16 protein-coding genes and 2 pseudogenes are annotated in these 18624 nt (G+C 63.8%); 12 read left to right on the forward strand and 6 right to left on the reverse strand.

Features of this window, described 5'->3' with window-relative positions:
- Nucleotides 1-35 precede the first annotated feature (35 nt).
- From ACFQDL_RS10055 to ACFQDL_RS10070, 4 genes are read left to right on the forward strand one after another with little or no spacing between them, the layout of a single operon-like run.
- Nucleotides 36-395: a hypothetical protein gene (locus tag ACFQDL_RS10055; protein WP_379908889.1), complete on the forward strand. Its 360-nt coding sequence runs from the start codon at nucleotides 36-38 to the stop codon at nucleotides 393-395.
- Nucleotides 353-700: an ABC transporter transmembrane domain-containing protein gene (locus tag ACFQDL_RS10060; RefSeq protein WP_379908890.1), complete on the forward strand. Its 348-nt coding sequence runs from the start codon at nucleotides 353-355 to the stop codon at nucleotides 698-700. Before ACFQDL_RS10055 ends, ACFQDL_RS10060 begins: the two co-directional genes overlap by 43 nt.
- Nucleotides 601-2535 carry an ABC transporter ATP-binding protein gene (locus ACFQDL_RS10065; RefSeq protein ID WP_379908891.1) on the forward strand — a complete coding sequence of 645 codons (1935 nt, stop codon included), beginning with the start codon at nucleotides 601-603 and terminating at the stop codon, nucleotides 2533-2535. Before ACFQDL_RS10060 ends, ACFQDL_RS10065 begins: the two co-directional genes overlap by 100 nt.
- Entirely contained in the window at nucleotides 2478-3128 is a 651-nt protein-coding gene (locus ACFQDL_RS10070) for a Crp/Fnr family transcriptional regulator (protein ID WP_379908892.1), read from the forward strand. Before ACFQDL_RS10065 ends, ACFQDL_RS10070 begins: the two co-directional genes overlap by 58 nt.
- Here ACFQDL_RS10070 and folX read toward each other — a convergent pair.
- Complete coding sequence (folX, locus tag ACFQDL_RS10075; RefSeq protein ID WP_379908893.1) at nucleotides 3110-3490, reverse strand: dihydroneopterin triphosphate 2'-epimerase; 381 nt, start codon at nucleotides 3488-3490, stop codon at nucleotides 3110-3112. The genes ACFQDL_RS10070 and folX overlap by 19 nt on opposite strands.
- Before the next feature lie 151 nt (nucleotides 3491-3641).
- Between folX and radD the strand changes: the two genes are divergently transcribed.
- The gene (radD, locus tag ACFQDL_RS10080) at nucleotides 3642-5384 is read left to right on the forward strand and encodes a DNA repair helicase RadD (protein ID WP_379908894.1); all 1743 of its coding nucleotides are present in this window, start codon (nucleotides 3642-3644) and stop codon (nucleotides 5382-5384) included.
- A gap of 41 nt (nucleotides 5385-5425) precedes the next feature.
- Here the strand turns inward: radD and ACFQDL_RS10085 are convergent.
- Nucleotides 5426-7229 (reverse strand): annotated as a pseudogene (locus ACFQDL_RS10085) (PhoX family protein).
- Between the two features lie 236 nt (nucleotides 7230-7465).
- Here ACFQDL_RS10085 and ACFQDL_RS10090 point away from each other — a divergent pair.
- Nucleotides 7466-8125, forward strand: a complete 660-nt coding sequence (locus ACFQDL_RS10090) for an HAD family hydrolase (protein WP_379908895.1) — start codon at nucleotides 7466-7468, stop codon at nucleotides 8123-8125.
- Nucleotides 8126-8138: 13 nt separating this feature from the next.
- On the forward strand, nucleotides 8139-8540 hold the full coding sequence (locus ACFQDL_RS10095; RefSeq protein WP_379908896.1) for an acyl-CoA thioesterase: 402 nt from the start codon (nucleotides 8139-8141) through the stop codon (nucleotides 8538-8540).
- Nucleotides 8541-8568: 28 nt separating this feature from the next.
- Here the strand turns inward: ACFQDL_RS10095 and ACFQDL_RS10100 are convergent, their stop codons facing one another.
- On the reverse strand, nucleotides 8569-9129 hold the full coding sequence (locus ACFQDL_RS10100; protein WP_379908897.1) for a methyltransferase domain-containing protein: 561 nt from the start codon (nucleotides 9127-9129) through the stop codon (nucleotides 8569-8571).
- Nucleotides 9130-9219: 90 nt separating this feature from the next.
- On the opposite strand from ACFQDL_RS10100, the gene ACFQDL_RS10105 reads away from it, so the two are divergent.
- Entirely contained in the window at nucleotides 9220-10233 is a 1014-nt protein-coding gene (locus tag ACFQDL_RS10105) for an MBL fold metallo-hydrolase (protein WP_379908898.1), read from the forward strand.
- A 212-nt stretch (nucleotides 10234-10445) separates the two neighbouring features.
- Here ACFQDL_RS10105 and rep read toward each other — a convergent pair whose 3' ends face one another.
- Complete coding sequence (rep, locus tag ACFQDL_RS10110) at nucleotides 10446-12458, reverse strand: DNA helicase Rep (protein WP_379908899.1); 2013 nt, start codon at nucleotides 12456-12458, stop codon at nucleotides 10446-10448.
- Nucleotides 12459-12762: 304 nt separating this feature from the next.
- Here rep and ACFQDL_RS10115 point away from each other — a divergent pair, with 304 nt between their 5' ends.
- Both ACFQDL_RS10115 and ACFQDL_RS10120 read left to right on the forward strand, forming a co-directional pair.
- Nucleotides 12763-13824, forward strand: coding sequence for a GGDEF domain-containing protein (locus ACFQDL_RS10115; RefSeq protein WP_379908901.1), 1062 nt, complete (start codon nucleotides 12763-12765; stop codon nucleotides 13822-13824).
- Nucleotides 13761-14474, forward strand: a complete 714-nt coding sequence (locus ACFQDL_RS10120) for a putative bifunctional diguanylate cyclase/phosphodiesterase (RefSeq protein WP_379908902.1) — start codon at nucleotides 13761-13763, stop codon at nucleotides 14472-14474. Before ACFQDL_RS10115 ends, ACFQDL_RS10120 begins: the two co-directional genes overlap by 64 nt.
- 183 nt (nucleotides 14475-14657) lie before the next feature.
- Here the strand turns inward: ACFQDL_RS10120 and ACFQDL_RS10125 are convergent.
- Nucleotides 14658-16168, reverse strand: a pseudogene (locus ACFQDL_RS10125) (YifB family Mg chelatase-like AAA ATPase).
- A gap of 103 nt (nucleotides 16169-16271) precedes the next feature.
- Nucleotides 16272-16541, reverse strand: coding sequence for an accessory factor UbiK family protein (locus ACFQDL_RS10130; RefSeq protein ID WP_379908903.1), 270 nt, complete (start codon nucleotides 16539-16541; stop codon nucleotides 16272-16274).
- 321 nt (nucleotides 16542-16862) lie between these two features.
- On the opposite strand from ACFQDL_RS10130, the gene glnK reads away from it, so the two are divergent.
- The gene (gene glnK / locus ACFQDL_RS10135; RefSeq protein WP_379908904.1) at nucleotides 16863-17201 is read left to right on the forward strand and encodes a P-II family nitrogen regulator; all 339 of its coding nucleotides are present in this window, start codon (nucleotides 16863-16865) and stop codon (nucleotides 17199-17201) included.
- A 41-nt stretch (nucleotides 17202-17242) separates the two neighbouring features.
- Entirely contained in the window at nucleotides 17243-18517 is a 1275-nt protein-coding gene (locus ACFQDL_RS10140) for an ammonium transporter (RefSeq protein ID WP_379908905.1), read from the forward strand.
- The last annotated feature ends 107 nt before the right edge of the window (nucleotides 18518-18624 follow it).

An 18624-nucleotide genomic window follows, 5' to 3' on the forward strand; every position in this document is an offset into this window, starting at 1 on the left:
CTGGAACAATTCAACCACCAGGAAACGCCTGCGGCATGACAAAGCCCGACGCCCCTTCTGCAACCACTCCCGAACGGCTCGAGCCCACGTTGATGCGCTTTATCTGGCGCTACAGCGCGCGCCAGCAGCTCGCACTGCTCGGTATTACCCTGCTGTCGTTCCCGATTCTCTACGCCAGCCTCGAACTGCCCAAACGGATCCTGAACGACGCCATCGGCGGCACCGTATTCCCGCTGCAGCTGTTCGGCTTCGAAGTCGCGCAGGTGCCCTTTCTGCTACTGCTCTGCTTCGCTTTTCTGCTGACGCTGCTGCTCAGCGGCCTGATCAAGATGCGCCTGAACGTCTACAAGGGGTGGTCGGCGAACGCCTGCTGCGCCGTCTGCGCTACCGGCTGATCAACCACATGCTGCGCTTTCCCACCAGCCGTTTCCGGCGCACCTCCCAGGGCGAGCTGGTCTCGATGGTCACGGCAGAGGTCGAACCGCTCAGCGGGATCATGGGCGATGCACTGGCGCACCCGCTGTTCCAGGCCGGACAGATGCTGACCATCCTCACCTTCCTGTTCGTACAGAACCCTGGTTCGGCCTGGCGGCGGTCGCCATGGTGCCGCTGCAGGCGATCATCACGCCGATTCTGCAGCGGCGCATCAACCGCCTGCACCGGGAAAGAGTCGGCCGGGTGCGCAAGCTGTCCGAAATGATCGGCGAAACTGTGCAGGGCCTCGAGGACCTGCGCGTCAACGGCGGGGTGCCCTATGGGCTGGCGCTGTTCAGCCACCGCCTCGGCGGCATTTTCCGGATCCGCGAAGCGATTTTCCGCAAGAAGTTCTTCATGAAGTTCCTCAACAACTTCATCAACAACCTGCCGCCCTTCTTCTTCTATTCGGTTGGCGGCTACCTCGTCATTCAGGGCAGCCTCACCGTCGGCGCCCTTGTTGCCGCCGTGGCTGCCAACAAGGATATCCTGGCACCCTGGCGCGAGCTGCTCGGTTATATCAGCCAGATGCAGGAAACCAGCGACCGCTACCGCTCCCTCGTCGACCAGTTCCAGCCCGAAGACCTGATGCTGGCCCACCTGGTCGAGGATCATCCGGCTGAAATCCACCACCTGCGGGGCCCCATCCGCCTGGATGATGTCAGCGTCGTCGACGACAACGGCACGGCGCTGCTGTCCGATATCAACCTCGAGATACCGGCCGGCGCCCTGGTCGCGGTGGAGAGCCGCAACAGCCAGGTGCGTCGCACCTTTGCCCAGTTGCTGACGCGTGGCATCAACGCATCCAGAGGGGGTGTCAACATCGCCGGGCACGACTTGGGCGGCCTGCACCAGGCCGTCATCGCGGCGCGTATCGGCCTGGTCACCTCGACGCCCTATCTCTTCAACGCATCCGTGGGGGAAAACGTCTATATGCCCCTGCGTGCCAATCCGTACGGTACCGAGCCTCCGCTCGACAGCGACGACCCGGACCTGCGCGAGGCTCTGGCCTCGGGCAACAGTATCTACCCGGTCAACGTCGAATGGCTGGACCTGCAACGTGCCGGATTCAAAAGTTCCGACGAGCTGCAGAAATGGTGGCTGCAGCTCGTCGAGGCCATGGGCAGCGAGAGCTATCTGCTGCAGCGATCGCTCGATGCGCAGTTCGATCCCGCAGACCGGCCGAGCCTGGCGGCCGGTCTGGTCGAGTTGCGCCAGCGTGTGAGAACGCGCCTGGAACAGGAAAACCTGCTCGGTCACCTGCAGGGGTTCAGTCGCACGGAAATGCACGGCGGACTGACGCTGGCCGAAAACCTGCTGTTCGCCGTCCATACGCGGTCCAGCCGCGAAGAGCGGGATCGCAATTGCACTCTGCTGGGCGACTGGTTCCGCAAGGCCGGCTTCGGCCCCGAGCTCGAGCAGTATGCCGGCAGCCTGCTCGAAACCCTGGTCCAGACCTTCGCTTCGGTCGGTCCCCAGCACCCGCTGTTCCAGCGACTGAGCTGCCTGACGCCCGAAAACTATCGCGCGCTCGAAGGGGTGTACCAGAAACAGCAGGGCCGGCGCAGGCTGAACGCTCAGGAGCACCGCCTCTGGCTGATGCTGCCCTTTATCGTCACGCCCGAGCAGCTTAATATCCCGCTGCCCAGGGCATCGCGGCGGCGGCGCTGGCGGTTCGGGAAGATTGCATCGCCCGCTTCGGCGGACAGTTGCAGAACCACTATCGCCCGCTCGACGAGACGGAAGTCAACCCCGGCCTTAGCGTACTGGAGAATGTGCTGTTCGGCCGCATCGGGCGCATCGGCGAGACGCGCGAGAAAAGCATCCGCGCGCTTGTCGCAGAGGAGGTGCAGCACTCGGGCCTGCGGGCACCGCTATCGCTGTTGCTGCGCAGTATCCCCGCCGGTATTGGCGGTTCCGAACTGCCCCCGACATCCCAGGAGCGCTTTGCCTTCCTGCGCGCCGCCGTCAAGCGACCGGATATTCTCATCCTGGATCAGGCCATGGCGACCCACGACAAGGAGCAGCGCCGGGAAACCCTGTTCCAGGTCAGGCGCCTGATGCCGGAGACTACCCTGATCGTGCTGGAACCGGAATTCAGCAACACCGACGATTATGACCTGGTGCTGAAGCTGCACGATGGCAGGCTGCAGCAGGACGAAGCCACCGCCGAACGAAACCGGCTCGACAGCACCGCGGATTTCGAAAGCAAGCGCAGGATCATCGCCGGCGCCGATGTTTTCTCGCACCTGAGGCCCGCCCAGATCCGCCTGCTGGCCTACGCCTCTCACTGGGTCCGGGTCGAGGCCGGCGACTACCTGTTCCGGGCCGGGGACTTTCCCGATGGCGCCTATATACTGGCAGAAGGTGTTGCCCAGATGCGCTTTGCGGGCTCGGCGCCGGAGGCCCCGTCGGTCACCGATGTCGGCCCCGGCCGCCTGATCGGCGACCTCTCGGTCATTCTGGACCGCCCTCGCAGCATGAATCTGCTGGCGATCCGCCCGGTGCTGGCTCTGCGACTGGAGCGCCGCGAGCTGCTGCAGATCATCGACAACGACGTCATGGTGGCCACCAGCCTGCTGCGCACCGTCTCCGGCCACCTGTACGAAGCGGCCGAGTCGATCCGGGTCGAGCGCTACGAAAATGACGGCTGATCCCGCTGCCACTCGAGGGACAGCGACACCGAGTCGGCAAACCTCAGGGCATGTGGCTTGTCGATCCTGACACGGACATGGCATACCGGTTCGGGTTCACAACAGATGGCCAGCACGTCGCCGACCAGCTTTTCCAGCAGCAGAAACCGCCCCTCCTCGACATGCCGGATCACCTGCTTGGTAATCTGCTTGTAGTCGAGAGCTGCCTGCACCTCGTCGGACAGGCAGGCGGGCGCAAGGCCGTAACGGATCTCGATGTTGATCACCACATCCTGCTGCTTGGCGCGCTCCTCCGGATTGAAACCTATAAAGGTGCGCAGTCGCAGGTTGGTGATCTTGATAAGGGCATCGCTGAGGCTCATCTTGGCTCCTTCACCGGCAGGCGTTTCGCACGCAGTGCCCTCTATACGGCGCGACCGTCCGGACGGATCTCGGGCGCGCTGTCGGCCGTCGCTTTGCAGCACCGGACCCGGCCGGTATGATCGCGTTTTCCCGAGCCTTGAACCGAACCCCATGAGCACCATCAGCCTGCGCCCCTATCAGCGCGAAGCCGTCGACGCCACACTGCGCCATTTTCGCGCCAGCGACGAGCCGGCCGTGATCGTGCTGCCGACCGGTGCCGGCAAGAGCCTGGTGATTGCAGAGCTCGCGCGCCTGGCACGCCGCCGCATACTGGTGCTGGCCCACGTCCGGGAGCTGGTGGAACAGAATCATGCCAAGTACGCCGCCTTCGGCCTGGAGGCCGGAATCTTTTCGGCCGGTCTCGGGCAGAAAGAAACGCTGCATCAGGTAACCTTCGCCAGCGTACAATCGGTGGCCCGCAACCTGGAAAGGTTCTGTGGCGAATATTCGCTGCTGATTGTCGATGAATGCCATCGCGTCGGTGACGACGACGGCAGCCAGTATCAGCAGGTGATAAACCGGTTGCGCGAGCAGAACCCGCGCCTCAAGGTGCTGGGGCTGACCGCCACCCCCTATCGCCTCGGCCAGGGCTGGATCTACCAGTACCACTACCGCGGCTTCGTGCGCAGCCCGGAAAGCCGTCCCTTCCGCCATTGCATCTACGAGCTTCCGCTGCGCCACCTGATCAGCAAGGGTTACCTGACAAGGCCCGAAACCGTCGATGCCAGCATCGCCCATTACGATTTCTCGGCCCTGATGCCCGGACGCTCGGGCGAGTACAGCGAACGCGATCTGAACAGTCTGCTGACGCAATACCCGCGGGTCACGCGGGCCATCTGCGAACAGCTCCTCGTGCAGGCCGAATCCCGTGCCGGGGTAATGATCTTCGCCGCCACCCTGGACCATGCCCGTGAAATCACCGGCTATCTCCCGGGCGAAGCCACAGCGCTGGTCACCGGCGACACCCCGGGGCCCGAGCGCGAGGCTCTGATCCGCCGCTTCAAGTCGCGGGAGCTGAAATACCTGGTCAACGTCGCGGTGCTGACCACCGGCTTCGATGCGCCCCATGTCGACCTGATCGCCATCCTGCGCCCGACCCAGTCGGTCAGTCTGTACCAGCAGATTGTCGGCCGCGGCCTGCGTCTGGCCCCGGGCAAGAAGGACTGCCTGGTGATCGATTATGCCGGCAACGGTTTCGACCTGTTCGCGCCGGAAGTCGGCAGCCCCAAACCCGACAGCGACAGCGAGCCGGTACAGGTCTTCTGCCCCGGCTGCGGGTTCGCCAATATCTTCTGGGGCCGCACCGACAGCGACGGCAAGGTGATCGAACATCATGGCCGGCGTTGCCAGGGCCTGCTGGAAGACGACGCCGGCAACCGGGCGCAGTGCGACTACCGCTTCCGCTTCAAGTCATGCCCCCACTGCGGTGCGGAGAACGACATCGCGGCACGCCGCTGCCAGCAATGCAGCAAGACCATCATCGACCCGGACGACCTGCTGAAAAAGGCGCTGCAGCTGAAGGACGCCAGGGTGATCCGCTGCGCCGGCGTGAGCTTTTCGGCACAGGGCAAGGCGCTGCGCATCACCTATCACGACGAGCAGGGGGAGGAGTTGCACGAGCGCTTCGACCTGGCGCACAGCGGCCAGCGCGCGGTCTTCAACCGTCTCTTCGGTCGCCGCTTCTGCGCGGCGGCAAAACCGCGGGAGTTCCGGGCACTCGACGAGGTGCTGGCCGTCGCCGGCGACTTCAGGGGACCGGACTTCGTCGTCGCCCGCAAGAGCGGTCATCACTGGCGCGTGCGTGAGCGCCTGTTCGACTACGCGGGGCGTTATCGCAAGGCGAATGAGGTGTGAGGTGTGAGGGGTGACGCGTTACGCGTAACGCGTCACCATTTTCAGGCGCCGATCACGCCGCCGTCTTCGCGGGTCACCATGACGATGCTCGAGCGGGGCTTGCCGCCTTCGCGGTAGTCGGGGAAGCCGCCGGTCGGGTGCTGGATGCCGACGAACATCGTCCTGTAGTCGTCGGAGAAGGTCAGGCCGGTGACCTCGCAACCGGTCGGACCGACCAGGAAGCGACGGATCTCGCCCGTCCCGGGGTCCGCACAGAGCATCTGGTTGTTGCCCATGCCGGCGAAATCGCCCGCGTTGGAGTCGTCGCCGTCGGTCAGGATCCAGAGGCGGCCATCCCTGTCGAAGCCAAGCCCGTCCGGGCTGTTGAACATGTTGTCGGCACTGATGTTCGACGAGCCGGCATAGGCATCCTGGTGCGCGGTCGGGTTGCCGGCGATCAGGAACAGATCCCAGTCGAAGGCCTCTGCGGTATGGTCGCCGCCCTGGCTTCCCAGCGGATGATCTGACCGTAGTGGTTGGCGGCGCGGGGGTTCGGACCGTTCAGCGGATGGCTTTCCTTTTTGCCGCGATGCTTGTTGTTGGTCAGGGTGCAGTAGACCTGGCCGTTGAGCGGATTGGCGCTGAGCCACTCCGGCCGGTCCATGGTGGTGGCACCAGCCTGCTTCGCCGCCTTGCGGGCATTGACCAGCACCTCGGCCTGATCGGCGAAGCCGTTTTCGGCCGTGAGGCCGTTCTTGCCGTGACTCAGTTCGATCCAGAGACCATTGCCTGCATGCTTGTCGCCGTCTCCTCCCTCGAACCGGGCAACGAAGAGGGTGCCCTCTTCCAGCATCCGACGATTGGCGGCATCGTTCGCGGGGTCATACTTGCCCCTGGAGACGAATTTGTAGATATGCTCGCCGCGTTCATCGTCCCCCATATAGACGACCACATGGCCGTCCCCGTTCAGGACCAGCTCGGCGTTTTCGTGCTTGAAGCGCCCGAGAGCGCTGCGCTTCATCGGCTTCGATTCGGGATCGAACGGATCGACCTCGACCACCCAGCCGAAACGGTTCGCCTCGTTCGGGTTGCGGCTCAGGTTGAATCGCTCGTCGTGCTGCCACCAGCGATACCGATCCTCGGCGGCCTTGACGCCGTAGTACCGGGCCATCTCTGCCGGCACATCCTCGTCCCGCTCGGCACCGAAATAGCCATGGAAGTTCTCTTCGCAGGTCAGGTAGGTGCCCCAGGGGTACGACCATTGGCACAGTTGTTGACGGTGCCGAGCACAGTGCGTCCACTCCGGTCGGCGGAGGTCTGCACCAGTGCATGGCCGGCGACCGGCCCGGTCAACGCCATCTCGGTTTCGAGGTGAATACGGCGGTTCAGTTTCGAACCCCGTAGATAGCGCCACTGGCCGCCTTCGCGCACCAGCTCGACGACGGTAACGCCGTGCGCCGCCTTGGCTTTTTCGACGTCTTCGCGGGACTCGGTCTGGCCGCTCTGCAGCAGATATTCGTTGTTGCAGTACTCATTGTTGACCGCCAGCATCGCGTGATCCGGGTCGACTGAACCGTCGGCACGACGGAAATGGAACAGCGCCATGCCATCGGTGTTGTCGCCGAACTGGCCGGCCTGGTCAGCCGCGCTGTTGCCGCCGGCATGGTCGAACCCGGGCGCCCCCGGCAGCACGGGGTCGCCCCATGACATCAGGATGGAGCTGCGATAGCCGGACGGCAGCCTGATCGCGTCGTCGACCGAGGCCGGTATACCGGCAAAACCCAGCAACGCCGACGACTCTACCGCCGCAGCGACCGCACGGGCAACCGGCGATACGCCGAAAAAGCCGGCAATGCCGAGCGCCATCCCCCTTCAGCAGGCCGCGACGGCTGATCGCCTTGTCCACCAGAGCATCGAAGTCGGTGCCGGGAATGGCGTCGCTGTCCTGGGTATTCACATCTTTGAGTTCGCTGTTCATTGGAGTCCCTCCATACAGATTGCCGGCATCCTAGTGGGCCTGTGTGACGAACAGATGAAGCCTCGGGCAGGCCCGGCAATGACTTTATGGTAGAGTGCGCAGCGACACACGGGAGGAAGCGCCTATGGCACTGCAAGCGATACTGTTCGATCATGACGGCACCCTGGTCGACTCCGAAGCCACACACCTGCAACTCTGGCGACAGGTTGTTGCGCCCTTCGGCGTCGAGATCCGCGACCAGGACTACTGGGAGCTCATGCTCGGCGTGCCGGTGGAACGCAACGCCGCCGACCTGATCCGCCTCTATGGGCTGGAGGCCGAGGCGGCGGACCTGGTCAACGCCAAGCTGGACGCCAATAGCCGTTTCCTTGCCGGGAGCTTTTTCCCGGCGATGGCCGGTGCCGACAATGTATTGCAGGACCTTGCCGGGCGCCTGCGGCTGGGGCTGGTCAGCGGTTCGCAACGCAACTGTGTCGAGGCCTCGCTGCAGGGACACGGCTGGACGTCGCTGTTCGAACAGGTCGTGACCGGGGACGATGTCAGGCGCAACAAGCCGCAGCCCGATGGTTACCTGAAGGCGCTCGAGCTGATGCAGCTCGAGGCCTGCCACTGCCTCGCCGTCGAGGACACCGAGGTCGGCGTCCGGGCTGCACAGGCGGCCGGCCTTCCGGTCATTGCCATCCGCAGCCCGCTGGCCGGCAGCCACGATTTTTCTGCGGCCTGCGCCGTGGTCGACAGCCTGACCGGCGCTCGCGACTGGATCACCACTGAATTCAAGCTTTGAGGAGCAGAACCGCATGAGCCAACCCTTTCGCCTCGAACTCCAAGTACGGGACTACGAACTGGACATGCAGGGCATCGTCAACAACGGCGTCTACTTCAACTACCTGGAACATGCCCGGCACGAATACCTGCTGCACAGGGGCGTCGATTTCGCGGCCCTGACCCGGGATGGCATACACCTGGTGGTGATCCGCTCGGAGCTCGACTACAAGGCCTCCCTGAAAAGCGGCGACCGCTTCGTCGTCGAGGTCACTACCGAGCGGCTCGGCAGGGTGAAATTCGGCTTCCGCCAGCGCCTGATCCGCCTCGCCGACGAAAAAGTCGTGCTCGAAGGCCTGGTCATCGGCACCGCCCTGAACGAACGCGGCCGCCCCTATATTTCACCGGCGGTCGAGCAGCTGTTCGACGACGCCTAACGGGTCACCTGTCAGGCGTCACGCAGTACTATTTCCGCCTGAAGATATAACGGTCGAGACAGTCGCCGTCGCATTCAAGCGTGCTGTAGCCGATCAGCTCCAGCCGCGGCTCGATATCGACCAGCTCGCGCGGTGCCAGGCAGAAACGTTCGGAGAAGCCGCTGCGGCGATGGTGCTCCAGGTTGAAGGTGACAAGCGCCAGGATACCGCCGGGCACCAGTGCCGCTGCCAGCTGCGGCCAGAGCCCGGCCTCCGGCTTGTAGCGGCAGACCAGGATGCTGTCGAACGCCCCGAGGGACTCGAGACAGCCTGTCTCACCGAGGTCGACACAGGCGGTGCCCAGCCGCAGGCCCTGCGCATCGGCGAAGCGCTCGAGCCGTGACAGCCCCTCCCCGGCGATATCCACCGCCGTGACGTCGAATCCGCGGGCCGCCAGCCAGAGGCTGGCCGCGCCATCCCCCGCCCCGACATCCAGCAACCTTCCCGGCCGCAGGCGCGGCGCCAATTCGGGCACGAAGGCCGGGACCGCCGGCGGCTCCGCACCGCGCGCCCGGTAGCGCCGGTTCCATTTGTCACGAACGGATTGCATAGATCTCCATCCAAGTTGGTAAGTGGTGAGAAGACAGTTAACAGTAAACAGAGAGCCGTGCCAAACCGATACCCAGGATGGAACATTCTGATGCCATGCCGCGAAAGACCTCAACCCCTGGACGCCGAGCTGATCAATGGCGTCTTCGGCGATCCGCTGCTGCTGCTGAGCGTGCAGCAGTCGCGCCGTTACCTGCTGTTCGACCTGGGCGATACCCGAAACCTGCCGCTGCGCTGCGCTCACCGCGTCACCGATGTCTTCGTCAGCCATGCCCACCTCGATCATATAGGCGGCTTTATCGGCCTGCTGCGGGCACGCCTCGGCACGGACAACAGCCTGTGCCGCTTCTACGGCCCTCCGGGACTGAGCGGCCATATCGCCGGTATGCTGCGGGGTATGCTCTGGGACCGCATCGGCGACCGCGGCCCCATCTTCGACATCCACGAATGGCACGGAGGGCGGCTGCTCCGTTATCGCCTGCAGGCCGGTATCGAATCGCCGCAGAGACTCGCGGACAGGCCGATAGAGAATGGCATCCTGCTGGTCGACGAGGATTTCCGCATCCGCGCGACCGAACTGGACCACGGCACGCCGGTGCTGGCCTATGCCTTCGAACCTGCGCCGGGCTGGCAGATGGACAAGAAAGCACTGGAACGCTCGGGACTGCCGCCCGGCCCCTGGCTGGGTCAGCTGGTGGAAGCCAATCGCGGCGGCAAGCCGGACCGACAGCTGCAGCTGCCCGATGGCCGCCGCCTCGAGGCAGGACCTCTGGCCGAACGGTTGCTCGTCGCCAGACCGGTGGCAGGCCTGGTCTACGCCACCGACCTGGCCGACACGCCGGACAACCGCCGCCGCCTGATCGAACTGGCCGGCGGCGCCGATACGCTGTTCTGCGAGGCCACCTTCGCCCAGGCCGACGAGCGTCGGGCACGGGCGCACAGCCACCTGACCACCCGCGCCTGCGGCGAGATCGCCGCCGCCGCGGGGGTGCGTCAGTTGGTGCCCTTCCATTTTTCGAAGCGTTACGAGGGGCGGGAGGAAATGCTTTATGACGAGATTGGCAGGGCGCTAAACGATACCGTCATTGAGTTGGTAAAGATGTAGGATGGGTTCCGCGATGCACCGATAAAAAATCGAACGATTGTCGCGTGTTACGGGCATCGCGGAACCCATCATATCGACCGTAGTGCAGGTCGATTGGCTGCGGTTCGCACGGACGTACAGGCCGCTGGGTTGCGTCCCTTCGGTCCTCCACCCGACCTACGTTCTATTGTCGGGTTTCGCTACGCTCTACCCGACCTACGGTGGAAAAGAGATCAAAGCCCGTCGAGCAGACTCTTGAGACTGTTGAGGGTCGCCTTGCCGCGGGCGCGATTCTGCTCCTGGCAGCGCTCCTGCCCCTCGATCTCGAGATCCTCCTGCGGGATCTCGTCGAGGAAGCGGCTCGGCATGCAGTCGACCAGCTCGCCGTACTGCTTGCGCTGTTTCGCCAGCGTCATGGTCAGGGTCTGGCGCGCGCGGGTGATGCCGACATAGGCGAGGCGCCGCTCCTCCTCGATATTGTCGGTCTCGATGCTGTTGCGGTGTGGCAGCAGCTCCTCCTCCATTCCCATCATGAAGACATGGGGGAATTCCAGCCCCTTGGAGGCGTGCAGCGTCATCAGCTGCACCCGGTCGGAATCGTCCTCCTCCTCCTGGCGCTCCAGCAGGTCGAGCAGAATCAGCCGGGCGATGGTCTCCTCGATGCCGGCATCGGGATCGTCTTCCTGCAGCCTCTCCATCGTCGAGCGGATCGAGTCGACCAGGAACCAGATATTCTGCACCCGCTTCTGGGCCGCGGCCTCGCTGGCGGTGTTCTGGTAGATCCAGCCCTCGTAGTCGATATCGAGGATCATTTCACGGATTGCCGCCACCGGATCCGACTGCTGGCACTGCTGATAAAGGCGCTGCATCCAGCTGCAGAAACGGCGCAGCCGGTCCACCGCCTGCGCCGGCAGCAGCTGCTCGAGCCCCATCTCGTCGCAGGCGGCGAACATGCTGACCTGGCGCTCCGAGGCATAGCTGCCGAGCTTCTGTAGGGTACCGGGACCGATCTCGCGTCGTGGCGTATTGATGATACGCAGGAAGGCATTGTCATCGTCCGGATTGATCAACACCTTGAGGTAGGCCATCAGGTCCTTGATCTCTGCACGGGAGAAGAAGGAGGTGCCGCCGCTGAGCTTGTAGGGCACCTGATAGGCCTGCAGCTTGACCTCCAGCAGCCGCGCCTGGAAATTGCCGCGGTAGAGGATGGCAAAGTCCCTGAACGGCACGGCCTTGCGCAGATGGCGGTCGAGGATCTCGGTGGCGATGCGCTCGCACTCGGTCTCCTCGTTGCGGTTGTAGATCACCCGGATCGGATCACCGAAGCCCATGTCGCTCCACAGCGTCTTGTCGAAGACGTGGGGGTTGTTGGCGATCAGGGTGTTGGCCGCCTTGAGGATGCGCCCGGTGGAGCGGTAATTCTGCTCCAGCTTGACCACTCTGAGGCTCGGGAAGTCCTCGTTGAGCTGCACCAGGTTCTCAGGACGGGCACCGCGCCAGGCGTAGATCGACTGGTCGTCGTCGCCGACCACCGTGAGACCACCGCGATGCCCCACCAGCTGGCGTACCAGCCGATACTGCGACAGGTTGGTGTCCTGGTACTCGTCCACCAACAGGTAGCGGATGCGACCCTGCCAGCGCTCCAGCACCTCGGGATGGTTGTGGAACAGCATCACCGGCGTCAGGATCAGATCGTCGAAGTCGACCGCATTGTAGGCCTTCAGATGCAGGTTGTAGGACTCGTAGGCGCGGGCGGCACGTATATCGTCCGGGCCTGCCGCCTGAACCAGGGCCTGCTCCGGCGTCAGCATGTCGTTCTTCCAGTTGGAGATCTGGTGCGCGATGCTGTCGACCTGGTCGGTGTCCTCGTTGTGGTGCAGCAACAGGTCCTTGAGCAGCGCCTTGCTGTCCTGATCGTCGAACAGCGAGAAGGCCGACTTGAGCCCCAGCACCTTGTGCTCACGACGGATGATATTGAGCCCGAGGTTGTGGAAGGTCGAGACCGTCAGGCCACGGGCGGCCCTGCCCTTCACCAGCTGGCCGACACGCTCCTTCATCTCCCGCGACGCCTTGTTGGTAAAGGTCACCGCAGCGATATGACGCGCCTCGACGCCGCACTTCTCGATCATGTAGGCGATCTTGCGGGTAATGACGCTGGTCTTGCCGGAGCCGGCACCGGCCAGCACCAGCAACGGGCCGCCGACGTACTCGACGGCTTCCTTCTGTCTCGGGTTCAGACTGCTCATTTAAATATTTATATTCAAGAATGCTAAAAAGCGGCCGTTAACAGAGTGTATCGAACGGATAACCCCGGGCGCCGTTCAGAGCTGGACAGTTGCAGAAATCGTCTAAACTGGCTATTGCAACTGGCTGATTGCACGGGCTTAAACGAGCGTTTGTATTCACCGTTCTTCGTGCTAAGTTTATTGATCCACAGCACCAGGCGGCACATTATGCCACGTTCGGCGCTGTACAGGCACAGAGAACAGCTGAGCATTCTTCAGCTGTGCGCTGAGCCGGCCATGGAGTCTTCTTTGGGGTATAGAACTGATGCAGTCCGCCCATCAGCAACCAAATGAGTCCGGTATCCGTCTGCTGATCGTCGCCGAGGACCAGCAGGTAGCCGACAGGATCGGGGCCCTGCTGGGAGACGATCCGGCCTGCGAGCTGCAGTGCTGCACCGCGGTCGACCAGGCGCTGAAGCGGGTGCGGCGCCAGCCCGTCGACCTGCTGTTTCTCTGTCTGCCGGCCGCCGAGCTGCTGGACAGTTCAACCCTGCTCGCCTTCCACCGCTGCAACAGTTCGATTCCGATCATCGTGCTGGACGACGATATCGACGACTTCACCGGCCGGCGCCTGCTGCACCAGTCCGCGTCCGACTATTTGCCGCTGCGGACGCTGGCCGCCGACACCCTTCAGCGCGCCATCCGCTACGCACTGGGCTCGCAGCGCCAGCATGCCGAAATCGACTACCTGCGCCATGCCGATCCACTTACCGCCATCGGCAACCGTCAGTATTTCTACCGCCAGCTGCTCGAATCCCTGGCCCGCATCGACTCAGAGCAGCACCAGCTGGCGCTGGTCACCGTCGATCTTGACGGCTTTCGCAAGTTCAACAACAGCATGGGGCACTCGGCCGGCGACGATATCGTCAAACAGCTGAGCCAGCGGCTGCAGAGCTGCCTGCAGGAAGAGAAGCTGGCGCGCATCGGCGGTGACGAGTTCGCGATCATCCTCGAAACCGAGGCGGACACCGACCTCAAGGCGGCGACCCTCGAGCTGATCGGCCGACTGATGCAGCGTGTCAGCCAGCCCTACCGCAGCGGCGAGCGTGACATCATGCTACCCAGCAGCATCGGCGTCGCCTTCGCGCCGGCCCATAGCCGCGAACTGGATGCGCTGATCCGCCAGGCCTCCAGGCACGACAGCGGGCCAAGCAGCTGCACGGCTGCAGCTATGCCATCTTCGAGCCGGACAAGGACTCGGACCCGGCCACCAAGATCACCCTCGAACCGGAGCTCTGGACGGCGCTGCGTCAGGAGCAGTTCGTGCTCTTCTATCAGCCCCGCGTCGATCTGCGAACCGGCAAGATCATCGGCGCCGAGGCGCTGATGCGCTGGCAGCATCCGGAACGCGGCCTGGTGCAGCCCGACGAGTTCATCCCGGTTGCCGAGAAGACCGGCCTGATCGTGCCGATGGGCTACTGGGCCATACACCAGGCCGGCCAGGACATGCGCCGCTTCCGCGAGGCGGGCTTCCGCTTCGGCAGCATCGGCGTCAACCTGTCGTTCCGCCAGTTCAAGGACGATTTCCTCGCCAAGACCATCCGTCGCATTATCGACAAGAACGAGATCGACCCGAGCCGGCTCGAGTTCGAGCTGACCGAGACCGCGCTGTTCTCCGACGAAGCCCATGTGCAGAGCTGCCTGAAGGAGCTCAGTGCCCTGGGCATCGACTTCTCGCTCGACGATTTCGGCACCGGCTACTCGTCGTTCGCGCTGCTGCAGAAGCTGCCGATCAGCACCCTCAAGATCGACAAGTCCTTCGTCGCCGGCGTCAACACCAGCAAAGACGACGAGGAGATCGTGCGTGCCATCATCAATCTGGCGCACAACCTGCACAAGAAGGTGATCGCCGAAGGCGTCGAAAACAAGGCCCAGCTCGAATTCCTGATCCGCCACGAATGCGACCAGGTGCAAGGCTATTTTTTCAGTCCCCCGGTCCCGGTGGAAGATTTCATGCGAATGTTGCGGGGCAACTGAGCCAGGAGTTTCATCAATGCTCGAATAATGCGTAGGGTGAAATGAGCGGAGCGAATTCCACCGGGAATATCGGATTCGACCAACGTCCTTGCACACTCAAAGCCCCGGTGGAATTCGCCTTCGGGCTCATTCCACCCTACACGGGCACGGGCAACCAGATGGCCTTCACCCTCTAACCGGGCGTCAGGAATTCTCCGACTGTGCCAACCCCTGCCTGAACCCGAGCGCCTCGAGCAGCTGGACTTCGCCCACCGGATCCTCGCCGGCCAGATCGGCCAGGGTACGCGCCACCCGCAGCACCCGATGACAGGCCCGGGCGGAGAGACCCAGGCGGGTCGCCGCTTGCACCAGCAGCTCCCGCCCCCGGCTATTCAGCCCGCAGGCCTTCTCCAGCGCACCCGTTTCCAGATCCCGGTTGAGACAGCCCTGCCGTTGCTGCTGACGCGCCAGGGCTGACGCCACCCGTGCCGCCACCACCGCGCTCGACTCCCCCCGCGCCCCGGCCACAACAACTGCTCCGCAGGCAGGGCGGCCACGGTCAGTTGCATGTCGAAGCGGTCCAGCAGCGGGCCTGAAAGCCGGCCACGGTAACGCTGGATCTGGTCGGGTGTGCAGCGGCAGCGCCCCGATGCATCGCCGAAATAGCCGCAGGGACAGGGGTTCATCGCCGCCAGCAGCTGAAAGCGCGCCGGGAAACTCATCTGGTGCGCGGCGCGGGAGATCAGTATCTCGCCGGTTTCCAGCGGCTCGCGCAGCACTTCGAGTACCGCACGGGGGAACTCCGGCAACTCGTCGAGAAAGAGGACGCCGCGATGGGCCAGGGAGATCTCGCCGGGACGGGGCTGACTGCCGCCGCCGACCAGGGCCGCCGCCGAGGCGGTATGGTGGGGATTGCGAAACGGCCGGGTTCCATGCGCCAGGGCATCGACCGGGCGACCCGCGACCGAATAGACGGCGGCCACCTCGAGCCGCTCCCGCTCGTCCAGCGGCGGCAGCAGACCGGGCAACCGCGCGGCCAGCATGCTCTTCCCGCTGCCGGGAGGACCGCCGAAAAGCAGGTTGTGCCCGCCGGCCGCAGCCACTTCCAGCGCGCGCCGGGCCTGCAGCTGCCCCTTGACGTCGGCCAGGTCCGGCAGATCCGGCCGCGGCGCGGCCACGACGGCGGCCGGCCGCTGCAGCTCTCCCTGCCCGCGCAATGCCGCACAGACCTCCAGCAGGTGATCGGCGAGCCGGATGTCGGCACGCTCGACCAGCGCAGCCTCGGCAGCGTTCGCGCCGGGAATCAGCAGTTGACGCCCAAGTCCCCGGCAGGCGATCGCAGCCGGCAGCACGCCGGTCACCGACCGGACCTGGCCACCGAGCGTCAGCTCGCCCAGCACCTCGCAGTGATCGAATGCGCCAGCGGGGATCTGGTGCGATGCGGCCAGCACGCCAAGGGCAATCGCCAGATCGTAGCGTCCCCCGGCCTTGGGCAGATCGGCCGGTGCCAGGTTGACGGTAATGCGGCGCTGCGGGTAATCGAAACCGGCATTGATCAGCGCGCTGCGCACCCTGTCCTTGCTTTCGCGCACGGCAGCCTCGGGCAAACCGACGATGGACAGCGATGGCAATCCGCCGGACAGGTGGACCTCAACCGTCACGGCCGGTGCCGCGACGCCGAGAATCGCGCGTGAATGTACCACTGCGAGTGACATGGTGACCGTCCCTGGCAAGACAGCTGGACGCTTGAAGGAGCCGCCAGCTGTCGGATTCCTGCACCATTCCTGTGCATTTATTGATCAGCGGTTTGGCCGCTGCCTACTCCTCCCGGGTGTCGACCTGACCGAGACGCTGCTCGATTTCGGCGAGTTTGAGCTCCATCTGGTCGACTTTTTCCCGGGTCCGCGCCAGTACGGCGGCCTGGGCATCAAACTCCTCGCGGGTCACGAGATCGAGCCGGGCGAAGCTGCTCTGCAGCAGCGAGCGGACCTGCTGGCGCATCGCTTCCTGGCCCGGCAGTTCCCGGCCGCCGGCAAATAGCTCGCTGAGCTGGCTCGACAGGGTTTCTATCAGTTTCTGATTCAGCATTTCGAAGACTCCGTGGATTTGTTCCAGATTAGCATTTTCGCCCGCTCCCCGCAGTGCCGACGCACGGCGCCGGTGCCTAATGACTGCATGCCTCAGGAAGAAGCACCGAAAGAGTGCATGCACAAAAAGTGTGCAGGCTGAGGTCCCTTTCTGGTGCCTTTCACCGCCACCTTATCCGGGCGGACAGGGCATCTACAACTTAACCCATTGTTTCAATTGAACTTTAAAAAAGTGGCACGTCTTTGGCTAAAGACTTGTTAACCGTTTCGGGTCGCCGGGGCGGCTCGTGAAGGAACAAGACCATAGACGGGAGACAGACCCATGAAACTGATATCGGCGATTATCAAGCCATTCAAGCTGGATGATGTCCGGGAGGCCCTCTCCGAGATCGGCGTCCAGGGCATCACCGTGACGGAAGTAAAGGGTTTCGGCCGCCAGAAAGGCCATACCGAGCTCTACCGCGGTGCCGAGTACGTTGTCGACTTCCTGCCCAAGGTCCGGGTTGACGCCGCCGTATCGGCCGAGATTGTCGACCAGGTCGTGGATGCCATCAGCAAGGCCGCCCAGACCGGCAAGATCGGTGACGGCAAGATCTTCGTCACCCCGCTCGAGCAGGTCATCCGGATACGAACCGGCGAAACCGGCAAAGACGCACTCTGATTATAAATTGAACAATCGCGCCTGAACGGAGGGCTGACGAGATGGAAGAACTTCTCAAGACAACCGCTGCGGATCTGACGCAGCTGAAATACGCCGTCGACACCTTTTATTTCCTGGTGTGCGGCGCCCTGGTCATGTGGATGGCCGCCGGCTTTGCGATGCTCGAGGCGGGACTGGTTCGTGCCAAGAACACCACCGAGATCCTCACGAAGAACATCGCGCTTTATGCCATCGCCTGTACGCTTTACCTGCTGTGCGGCTACTACATCATGTACAGCTCCGACGCCGGCGGCATCCTGCCGAACCTCGGCGGCCTGATCGGCAGCGAGAACAGCGTCGACTCGGTGCTGGCCGGTGGCGACGATGCGCCCTACTACTCGTCCCGCTCGGACTTCTTCTTCCAGGTGGTGTTCGTGGCGACCGCCATGTCGATCGTCTCCGGTGCCGTGGCCGAGCGCATGAAGCTCTGGGCTTTCCTGGCCTTTGCCGTGGTCATGACCGGCTTCATCTACCCGGTTGAAGGCTACTGGACCTGGGGCGGCGGCTTCCTGAGCGAGGCCGGCTTCTCCGACTTCGCCGGTTCCGGTATCGTCCACATGGCCGGTGCGGCCGCAGCCCTGGCCGGCGTGCTGGTACTGGGTGCCCGCAAGGGCAAGTACGGCAGGAACGGCGAAATCAACGCCATTCCCGGTGCCAACCTGCCGCTGGCCACACTGGGTACCTTCATCCTGTGGCTGGGCTGGTTCGGTTTCAACGGAGGTTCGGAGCTGAAGTTGTCCGATGTCGGTGAAGCCAATGCCGTCGCCCAGGTCTTCGTCAACACCAATGCCGCCGCTGCCGGTGGTGTCATTGCCGCGCTGATCACCGCCCGCCTGTGGTTCAAGAAGGCGGACCTGACCATGGCCCTGAACGGCGCCCTGGCCGGCCTGGTGGCGATCACCGCCGACCCGCTGTCTCCGAGCGCACTGGCCTCCACTCTGGTCGGTGCCATCGGCGGCATCCTGGTGGTCTTCTCCATCGTCTCCCTCGACAAGGTCAAGATCGACGATCCGGTCGGCGCCATCTCCGTCCACGGCGTAGTCGGTATCTGGGGCCTGCTGGCGGTACCCTTCAACAACGCCGACGCCACCTTCGGAGCGCAGCTGCTGGGTATCATCTCGATCTTCGGCTGGGTGTTCCTCGCCAGCCTGGTTGTCTGGCTGCTGCTGAAAGCCGTCATGGGTGTACGTGTCAGCGAAGAAGAAGAGTACGAGGGTGTGGACCTGACCGAATGCGGCATGGAAGCCTACCCGGAATTCAGTGCCAGCAAGAAGTAAGGCACCTATCCGATAAAGGGCGCTGCGGCGCCCTTTTTGTATATGGACGTACTTATCCTGCGAGCACATGGATGTGCAGGAGCAGGGTTTGTATATGGACGTACTTC

The organism is Marinobacterium aestuariivivens (genome assembly GCF_042661465.1).
GTDB lineage: Bacteria > Pseudomonadota > Gammaproteobacteria > Pseudomonadales > Balneatricaceae > Marinobacterium_A > Marinobacterium_A aestuariivivens.

What these genes read in the sequence shown, in the direction of transcription:
- ACFQDL_RS10055 (WP_379908889.1), top strand. Translation starts at nt 36, where the DNA reads ATGACAAAGCCCGACGCCCCTTCTGCAACCACTCCCGAACGGCTCGAG.
- ACFQDL_RS10065 (WP_379908891.1), top strand. Translation starts at nt 601, where the DNA reads ATGGTGCCGCTGCAGGCGATCATCACGCCGATTCTGCAGCGGCGCATC.
- ACFQDL_RS10070 (WP_379908892.1), top strand. Translation starts at nt 2,478, where the DNA reads ATGGCGACCCACGACAAGGAGCAGCGCCGGGAAACCCTGTTCCAGGTC.
- folX (WP_379908893.1), bottom strand. Translation starts at nt 3,490, where the DNA reads ATGAGCCTCAGCGATGCCCTTATCAAGATCACCAACCTGCGACTGCGC.
- radD (WP_379908894.1), top strand. Translation starts at nt 3,642, where the DNA reads ATGAGCACCATCAGCCTGCGCCCCTATCAGCGCGAAGCCGTCGACGCC.
- ACFQDL_RS10090 (WP_379908895.1), top strand. Translation starts at nt 7,466, where the DNA reads ATGGCACTGCAAGCGATACTGTTCGATCATGACGGCACCCTGGTCGAC.
- ACFQDL_RS10095 (WP_379908896.1), top strand. Translation starts at nt 8,139, where the DNA reads ATGAGCCAACCCTTTCGCCTCGAACTCCAAGTACGGGACTACGAACTG.
- ACFQDL_RS10100 (WP_379908897.1), bottom strand. Translation starts at nt 9,129, where the DNA reads ATGCAATCCGTTCGTGACAAATGGAACCGGCGCTACCGGGCGCGCGGT.
- ACFQDL_RS10105 (WP_379908898.1), top strand. Translation starts at nt 9,220, where the DNA reads ATGCCATGCCGCGAAAGACCTCAACCCCTGGACGCCGAGCTGATCAAT.
- rep (WP_379908899.1), bottom strand. Translation starts at nt 12,458, where the DNA reads ATGAGCAGTCTGAACCCGAGACAGAAGGAAGCCGTCGAGTACGTCGGC.
- ACFQDL_RS10115 (WP_379908901.1), top strand. Translation starts at nt 12,763, where the DNA reads ATGCAGTCCGCCCATCAGCAACCAAATGAGTCCGGTATCCGTCTGCTG.
- ACFQDL_RS10130 (WP_379908903.1), bottom strand. Translation starts at nt 16,541, where the DNA reads ATGCTGAATCAGAAACTGATAGAAACCCTGTCGAGCCAGCTCAGCGAG.
- glnK (WP_379908904.1), top strand. Translation starts at nt 16,863, where the DNA reads ATGAAACTGATATCGGCGATTATCAAGCCATTCAAGCTGGATGATGTC.
- ACFQDL_RS10140 (WP_379908905.1), top strand. Translation starts at nt 17,243, where the DNA reads ATGGAAGAACTTCTCAAGACAACCGCTGCGGATCTGACGCAGCTGAAA.